A 9,020-nucleotide genomic window follows, 5' to 3' on the forward strand; every position below is an offset into this window, starting at 1 on the left:
CTTAAGCGGCGGCCGACAGCTCGCGCAGGGCCGCGTTGGCGATGGTCAGCTTGGCGAAGGTCCAGCCGCCGCCCGCCTGTTCGATATCCTCGATCGTGCGCTTGACCGCCTTGGGGCGGTCGCCGCGCAGGGCCGACCAGGACGCGATCGCCGCCTTGGCCGAGCCTTCGTCCTCGCCGGCCTGGGCGTTGGCGGCGAACTTTAGCACCTGCTGGGTGATCGAGGTCTGCTCGGTCAGCATGTCCTCGATCAGGCGGCGGACCGCCAGGCGCTCGAAGCTGTCGCCGCCGACGAACGAACCGGCCGCGCCCCGCAACCGGTCGAAGCCGAACGCCGCCCCAACCTGGTGATAGAGGCGGGCGACGTTCTCGACGCTCCAGCTGGACGCATTGGCCAGATCGACCAGATCGGCCGCCGTGGTCAGCGGCTGCAAGGCCGCGACGGCCTGGGCCAGGGCTTCGGGCGCGCCATCGGCCACATAGGCCTTCGCGCGCTTCGACACCGCCTTCTGCTCGAAGGGCGACAGGTTGGCCGGCGTATGGGCCTTCAGCGCCGCGACCGACGGGCCATAGGCCTCGACCAGTTGCTGGACGCTGGAGCTGTCCCGAACGGCGCGACGGGCGAGCCAGAAGGCGAGGCTGCGCAAGGCGTAGGCCAGGGCCTTGTAGAGCGCGGTCTGACCGGCCGCCGAGGCTTGATTGTCCAGCGTGTTGACCTGATCCCAGAGGGCGTCGACGCCGAGGATCTCACGCGCGGCGGTAAAGCCGACGACCACCGCCCTGACGTCCGCCCCGGCCGCCGCCTTCAGACGGCTGGCGAAGGTCGGTCCGCACATGTTGACCATCTGGTTGCCGACCACCGTGGCGATGATCTCGCGCTTCAGGCGGTGCTTCTGCATCGCGTCGGCGTACTTGCCGAGCGCCTTGGGGAAGTAGCCCTCCAGCGTGGCTTCGAACCACGCATCATCCGGCGCCGAGCTGGCGACGATCTCGTCGAACAGGTCCAGCTTGCCATAGGCCAGCAGCACGGCCAGTTCGGGCCGCGTCAGGCCCTTGCTCGCCGCCTTGCGCTCCAGCAGCACGGTGTTGGTCGGCAGGCCCTCCACCTTGCGATCCAGGCGGCCGCGCTGCTCCAGATCGACCATGTAGCGGATCTGGGCGTCGATCTCGCTGACCGCGTCGCTTTCCAGAAGCGTCAGGGCCAGGGTCTGATCGTAGTTGTGCTCCAGGACATGGTGTCCGACATCATTGGTCATCGAGGCCAGCAAGGTGTTGCGGTCGGGTCGCGAGAGCTCGCCCGAACGCTCCAGAATGCCGGTCAGGATCTTGATGTTGACCTCGTGGTCGGAGCTGTCGACGCCGGCCGAGTTGTCGATCGCGTCGGTGTTGATATGGCCGCCAGCCTGGGCGAACTCGATCCGGCCGGCCTGGGTCAGGCCGAGGTTCGCGCCTTCGCCCACCACCTTGACCCGCAGGTCCGACCCGTTGACCCGGATGGCGTCGTTGGCCTTGTCGCCTGCGTCGGCGTGGCTCTCGCCCTTGGCCTTCACATAGGTGCCGATGCCGCCGAGATAGAGCAGTTCGGCCTTGGACTTCAGGATCGCGGTCATCAGCTCGGCCGGCGACACGGCCTCGGCCTTGATCTCGAAGAGATCGCGGACCTCCTTCGACAGCGGAATGCTCTTGAGGCTACGGGCGAAGACGCCGCCGCCGGGAGAGATCTTCGACTTGTCGTAATCGTCCCACGACGAGCGCGGCAGCTTGAACATCCGGTCGCGCTCGGCCCACGAGACCGCCGGATCCGGGTTCGGATCGAGGAAGATGTGGCGGTGATCGAAGGCGGCCAGCAGTTTGGTCTGCTTCGACAGCAGCATCCCGTTGCCGAACACGTCGCCCGACATGTCGCCGACGCCCACGGCGGTGAAGGTCTGGGTCTGGATGTCCTTGCCCAGTTCGCGGAAGTGGCGCTTGACGGCCTCCCAGGCGCCGCGGGCCGTGATGCCCATGACCTTGTGGTCGTAGCCGACCGAGCCGCCCGACGCGAAGGCGTCGCCGAGCCAGAAGCCGTAGTCCTCCGCGACGCCGTTGGCGATGTCGGAGAAGGTGGCCGTGCCCTTGTCGGCGGCGACGACCAGATAGGGGTCGTGGCCGTCATAAACGACGACCGAGGTCGGCGGCACGACCTGGTTGTCGGCGTCGATATTGTCCGTCAGGTCCAGTAGGCCCGACAGGAACGTCTTGTAGGCGCGGATCGCCTCGGCCTGGATGGCGTCGCGATCGCCGCCGCGCGGCAGTTGCTTCGGATAGAAGCCGCCCTTGGAGCCGACCGGCACGATGACGGCGTTCTTGACCTGCTGAGCCTTCACCAGGCCCAGCACCTCGGTGCGGAAATCGTCGCGGCGATCGGACCAGCGCAGGCCACCCCGCGCGACCGGACCGAAACGCAGATGCACGCCCTCGACATGCGGCGCCGAGACATAGATCTCGCGGAACGGCTTGGGGGCCGGCAGGTCTTCCAGTTCGCGCGAGGCGATCTTGAAGCTGATATAGGGCTTGGGTCCGCCGTCGGCGGCCGGCTGATAGAAGTTCGTGCGCTGAATCGCGCCGACCAGGGCGGCCAGGCGACGCAGGACGCGGTCGGCGTCGAGGCTCTCAACGGCCTGCAGCGCCTCGACGATCTTTTCCTGGACGGCCTTGGCCTGCTGCTCGCGCGTGGCGAGATCGGCGCGGATGGCCGGATCGAAGCGCACCTGGAAGAGATCCAGGATCAGACGGGTGACCGCCGGATGATCCCGGAGGGCGGCTTCCTGCACCAGTTGGCTGGGGTCGAGCCCGGATTGCTGGCGATAGCGGGCCAGAGCGCGCACCAGGGCGGCCTCGCGCCACGTCACCGCCAGCTCCAGCACGATCCGATTAAAGCCGTCGTTTTCGGTTCGGCGAGTCCAGATGGCGACGAAGGCTTCTTCAAAAACCTCGCGGATGTCGTCGAACACCAGATGCTGGCCGGCGGGATCGTCGAGCACGAACTCGTGGACCCAGATCGGATGCGGCCCGTCGGCCTCCTGCACGCTCAGCCGAAAGCCGTCCTCGATCAGCGCCTTTAGGCCCATACGCTCCAAGATGGGCAGGACATCGGCCAGAGGGGCGGCCGCGCCGCGCAGATACAGCTTGAAACGGAAGGTGCGCGGGCCGTCCTCGGAGCGGCGGAAGGCCCTGACGCGCGGCGGCGCGTCGGCGCGTAGGCCTTCGACCATGTCGATATCGGCCAGCGCCTCGATCGCGTCGTACTGATCGCGATAGCCTGGCGGGAAGGCGCGGCCATATTTGGCCAGCAGGGCGCGAACCCCGCCGGCCGGGGCGCCGCCCGCCCGGACGACGGCCTCGAAGCGGTCCTCCCAGGTCAGCGCGGTGTCGGCGATGCGCGCCTCGACCAGACCGAGGTCGGGATCGGGGTGGTCGCCCGGCGTGACCTCCACGATGAAGTGCGCCCGCGCCAGGGGCGCGTCGGAAATCTCGGGATAGTATTCGAGCACCCTGCCGTCATAGGCGTCGGCCAGGATCGCGCCGGCGCGCTCGCACACCTCGGTGTCGAAGCGTTCGCGCGGGATATAGACCAGCACCGAGGCGAAGCGGTCGAACGGGTCCATCCGCGAGAACAGCCGAACCCGAGGCCGGTCGATCAGATGCAACACCCCCAGCGCCATCGACAGAAGGGTCTCCTCGCTGGTCTGGAACAGCTCGTCGCGCGGCCAGGTCTCGAGGATGTTGCGCAGGCGTTTTTCGTTGTGGCTGCCGGGCGCCTTGGCGGCGCGGCGCATAATGCGGGTGACCCGGTGACGGATCAGCGGCACCTCGTTGGCTGGGGTCTCGTAGGCCTCGGCGGTGAACAGGCCCACGAAGCGGAACTCGCCGCATGGACGACCGTCGGAGCCGTAACGACGGATGCCGACATAGTCCATGAAGCCGCGCCGATGGACCCGCGACCGCAGATTGGACTTGGCCACCGCGACCGGAGCGCCTGTCTCGAGCTGGCGACGCAGCTGGGCCGACAGCACCGCCGGCTCGTGGGCGCGGCGCAGCACCGCGCGCGAGGAGTCGCGCAAGACCCCAAGGCTCGCCTCGGGCTCGTAAAGCGGTTCCTCGGCCGCGTAGTCGCCATCCGCCGCGCGCGGATATTCATAGACCCGCGCACCCAGGAACACGAAGTTGTCGTCCTCGAGCCAACGCAGGAACGCGATATCTTCCTGCTGCCCCTCCTCGCTGGTGACCCCGGGCGTCGCCGCCAGTTCAGAGATAGCGCGATGCATCAGCTCACGCATCGCCTTGAAGTCGCCGACGGCGCGGCGGACGTCGAACAGAGTCTCGCGCACCTGTTCCAGCAGGAACTCGACGCGATCCTCGCCAACGGGATCGAGGTGCACCTGGATCAGCGAGCGGGGCAGGCCGTCGATCTCGACGACGGGATGGAACATGGCCCGAACGCGAAAGCCGCCCTCGGTGATCTCGCCCATCACGCTATCGACCAGGAAGGGGCGGTCCGGCTGCACGATCTCCAGCAGGTCGCGGCCCGCGCCGGCTTCGCCAGCCGAGCGAAGGCGGACAACGGGCTGGTCGCCCTTCACGCCGACGGCGTAGTCCCAGAACTCCGCGAGCGACGCGGCGGCGGCGGTGGCCGACAGCACTGGCGCGTCCTCGACCGCCCAATCAGCGTCGACCTGCGCCAGAAAATCCCGCTCCTCGAGCGACAGGGCCTGGACAGTCTTCTGCCGCTTCAACGCATAGGCGGCCGCCAGACTGTCGGTGGGGTTGATCTTGGCGCCGCTCATCTCGCTTCCTCGAAAATTTTACCGACTTACCTAGCGGAGAACGATAAAAACTCAACGTTTCGCGCCAGAAAGAGCGATCTTTGCGCCGTCTTCCGCCGGAACACGCGGCGCGGATCGCCAACAGCTTAGCCTCGGCGGAAAGGCATGTCGTTAATAGGCGAAAACGGAAGCGCCGTCGGCTGGGGGAGGCCGACGGCGCGGGCCCGCTTGGGGGAAGGCGGGCGTCTTCCGGGGAGCGACGGCGGCCTTGCCTGCCGTGGTCCGCGGTGTGTCCGGGTGGGGGGAGCCGGACAGGACATAGATAGGGACGTGGGAGGGCATTTTAAGGGCCGCCCTCATTTCTTTCGCGGCGTCGAACGCGTGGCCGCCGTCGCCGCCCGCTCGCCCTGCGGATCGCCGTCTTCGGAAAGAAGGATAGCGATCCAGCGCGAGCCGTCGAACTGGGCCAGGATCACCATGGCCGCCACGGTCAGAGGCGTGGACAGGAACATGCCCGGCACGCCCCACAGCGCGCCCCACAGCGCCAAGGACAGCAGCACCACCGTCGGGTCCATGTTCAGGCTTTCGCCCTGCATACGCGGATAGATGACGTTGCCGACCACGAAGAAGATGGTCTGCAGGGCGGCGAACAGGATGATCGCGGGCCAGAAGCTCTGCGGAAACTGCACCAGCGCGAACAGCGGCGGCAGGAAGCAGCCGATCGCGCCCCCCAGGATCGGGATATAGGCCGCCAGGAAGATCAGGAAGGCCCAGAAGAAGGCGTTGTCCAGCCGCAGCAGCATCATCACCACGAAGGCCGAGGCGGCGATCATCAGGCCGGTCACCGTCTGTATCCAGAGATACTGCTCGACCCCGTCGCGGATGCGCTGGAACATCTTCAAGTTCCGCTCGCGCTCGGCGTGCTGGGGAAACAGGGCGACGATCTTGCGGCCGAAGCCTTTGCGCGAGGCGATGATGAATCCGAGATAGATCAGGACCAAAACCGCGCTGGACGCGAAATTGCCGAACGAGGCCGCCGCCTGGCCTATGAAGCGCTGCGGATTCAGCTCGTTCACCAGGCCGCCGATCGTCGGGGCCACCTTGATCCCGGCGATGTGCGCGACCCGGGCGATGATCTCGTTCAGGCGCGGCGTGTAGTCCTTGAGTTGGTCGAAGAAGCCTCGGCCGTTGGCGATCACCACCCAGAAGGCCACTCCGAAGAGCAGGACCGACAGCACCATGGCGGTTGGCATGGCGGCGCGAGTGGGAAAGCCAGGAACACGGGTCGTCAGCACCCGGGCGAAGCTGTCGATCATCACGGCCAGGAAGAGCGCCAGGGCCAGCGGGGTCAGGATGCCCTGCATCCAGTAGAGCGTCGCCCCGCCGGCCAGGACGGCCAGGAACACCACCGCGTTGCGGGTGGTCACGGGGGGCGTGGCGGGGGCGGGCATGAACGAACTCTCCGGCGGCGCGACGACATTGCCCGCGCCGATCGGCCACGCGCAAGGCCCCGTTCGGGGGCGGCCGAATCCTAACGCGGGGTTTTGACAATGGCGCCGCGGAAGAGCGAAGAGCGAAGAGCGAGGTCGGAACGCCGGCTCAGGCCGAGCGCTTGACCTTGCGCGCCGACCCGACGTCCGGCTCGGCGATCGTCGACGCCCCAGCCACGGTCCAGGCCGTCAGGGCGTCCACCGGCGCCGGACGGCCGATGGCGTAGCCCTGCAGCTCGGCGCATTGCTCTCCGCGGAGAAAGAGGATCTGCTCTTCCGTCTCGACGCCCTCGGCGACGACCGGAATTTCAAGGCTGCGGCCCAAGCCGAGAACGGCGCGCACGATCACGGTGGCCCGGTCGTGCCGGTGGATATTCTCGACGAAGCTCTTGTCGATCTTGATCTTGTCGAACGGGAACGATTGCAGCGTCGAAAGCGAGGAGAAGCCGGTGCCGAAATCGTCCATGGCGATCCGCACCCCGAGCGCCTTCAGGCGACGCAGATTGTCCAGCGCCCGCTGGTAGTCCTTGAACAGGGCGCTCTCGGTGATCTCCAGTTCCAGGCGAGACGGCGAGAGGCCCGAGGTGATGAGAACCTCGTGCACCAGGCTGGGCAGGTCCGGATCGTGCAGCTGGATCGGCGAGAGATTCACCGCGATGCGCAGCGGCTTCTCCCACGCGGCGGCGTCGGCGCAGGCGCGGCGCAAGACCCAGTCGCCCAGCGCGCCGATCAGGCCGTTCTCCTCGGCCACGGTGATAAAATCCAGCGGTGGGATCATGCCCCGCGTCGGGTGCTTCCAGCGGACCAGGGCCTCGAAGCCGCAGACCTCGCCGTCGGCCGCCCGGGCCAGGGGCTGGTAGTGGACCACGAGCTCGCCATCGGCGATGCCCTGCCGCAGGTCGCGGGCCAGATTGCGGCGCTCGCGGATGCTGTCATCCATCTCGCGCTTGAAGAAGCGATAGACGCCGCGGCCGCTTTCCTTGGCGCGGTTGAGCGCCATGTCGGCATTAGCCATCAGGGTCTCGGCCGCGCGGCCGTCTTCCGGATAGAGGCTGACGCCCAGGCTGGCGGCGAGGCTCAGGTCCTGCCCCTCGAACGCCATGGGCGCCGACAGCATCTCGAGCAGGCGGCCCGACAGTTCGGCGGCCGCCGCCGGCTGATCGCCGCCGGCGACCTGCGCGACGATGAACTCGTCGCCGCCCAGGCGCGCGACGAAGGACGGAGACTGCACCGCCGCCTGCAGTCGGCGTGCCGTCTCCACCAGGATGGCGTCGCCGGCCTGGTGTCCGTGCTGATCGTTGGCGTCCTTGAAATGATCGAGGTCGATGCAGAACACCGAAAGGCTCTCGCCCGAGGCCTCGACACGCTCGATGGCGGCCGCCAGGCGGGCTTGCAGCGAATTGCGATTGGGCAAGCCGGTCAGGCCGTCATGCTCGGCGAGATAGCGGATCTTCTCCTCGGCCGCGCGACGTTCGCGCAGGTCACGGATGGCCAGGACCGTCAGACCCGAGGTCTCGATGCGCGCGCCATCGTCCATCAGACGCGAGAACACCTCGACCGGAATCTCGCGACCGCCGCCGACCGGCTGCAGCCGCCCCTCGCGGCGCACGCCTTCATGGCCGGAACCGCTGTCCTCGATGGTCAGCATGGCCCCGATCAGCGGACGCCCGATCAGCTCCGACAGCGGCGCGCCGGCCAGTTCGCAGAAGGCGGCGTTGGCGTCGTTGATCTTGCCGGACTGGACGACGACCAGACCCTCGTAGGCGGCGTTGGCCAGGCGGCGGATGCGCTCCAGGGCCGAGCGCGAGGTCTGGGATTCGATGGCGACGGCGCCCAGCCCGCCCAGGATGATCATCGCGGTGATCGAGCCGACCGCCAGGGTCAGCATCGCGCCCGACAGCAACTGGTCGGGCACCTGGATCGAGGTGTCCGGAATGATGGTGATGGCCGACATGCCGGTGAAGTGGAGCGCGATGATGCCCAGGGACAGCAGGCCGCCGCCCAGGGCCTGTCGCTTGGTCGTGCGGGCGTTACCGGCCGCGACAAGGGCCGCGACGGCGCCGCTCACGCCCAGAATGGCGGAAAGGCCGACCGTCGCGTGCTCCCAGACCAGACGTCCTTGGGTCACGAACGCCGACATGCCGGTATAGTGCATGGCCGCGACGCCAAGCCCGAGCAGAAGGCCGCCGGTGAAGTCGTTGGTGGTGCTGCGTTGGGCCGAGGCGACGGCGAAACCGCTAGCCATGAACAGGGCCGCGATCATCAGCGACAGCAGGGTGCCCGTCGGGCTGTAGCCCGTCTTCAGGCCCGGCGTGAAGGCGACCATGGCGATGAAGTGCGTGGCCCAGACGCTCGACCCCGCGACGAGACCGGTGAGCAGCAGCCAGGCGGCGCGAACGACGCCCCGCGCCCCGCGCATCCGCGAGTAGAGGCGGAAGGTCGTGAAACATCCCGCCATGCAAACCAGAACTGCGACAACCAGCAGGCGCAGATCATGCTGCGTCGTCAGGCAGGTCAGAAACTTAAGCACGCACGCCCCCACTAGGGTCATAAGACCTTATGGCTACAGCTTAAGTTGCGAATAAACCGTTTCTGATCGGACGACGCCGACGGGACGCATCGAGCCCTCCTCATTCCGGAAACACCAAGCTTCGGTTTGGCCCGACTTGCCTCGGCGAGCCGATTGCTGGATTAGGCGCAATAGCGCCGCGTGGCGGCGAGGATCG

The 9,020-nt window shown here is 67.6% G+C and carries 3 protein-coding genes; all 3 read right to left on the bottom strand.

Annotated features, from left to right (window positions below; genetic code table 11):
• Position 1: 1 nt before the first annotated feature.
• The 3 genes from OR37_RS15555 to OR37_RS15565 all read right to left on the bottom strand — a co-directional run bounded on the left by OR37_RS15555 (position 2) and on the right by OR37_RS15565 (position 8,845).
• Positions 2-4,825, bottom strand: a complete 4,824-nt coding sequence (locus OR37_RS15555; RefSeq protein ID WP_004621883.1) for an NAD-glutamate dehydrogenase — start codon at positions 4,823-4,825, stop codon at positions 2-4.
• Between the two features lie 335 nt (positions 4,826-5,160).
• Complete coding sequence (locus OR37_RS15560) at positions 5,161-6,255, bottom strand: AI-2E family transporter (protein WP_004621886.1); 1,095 nt, start codon at positions 6,253-6,255, stop codon at positions 5,161-5,163.
• A gap of 148 nt (positions 6,256-6,403) precedes the next feature.
• Complete coding sequence (locus OR37_RS15565; RefSeq protein WP_004621888.1) at positions 6,404-8,845, bottom strand: bifunctional diguanylate cyclase/phosphodiesterase; 2,442 nt, start codon at positions 8,843-8,845, stop codon at positions 6,404-6,406.
• Positions 8,846-9,020 lie beyond the last annotated feature (175 nt).

The sequence above is a fragment of the Caulobacter vibrioides OR37 genome (assembly GCF_000372645.1).
Taxonomy (GTDB): Bacteria; Pseudomonadota; Alphaproteobacteria; order Caulobacterales; family Caulobacteraceae; genus Caulobacter; species Caulobacter vibrioides_E.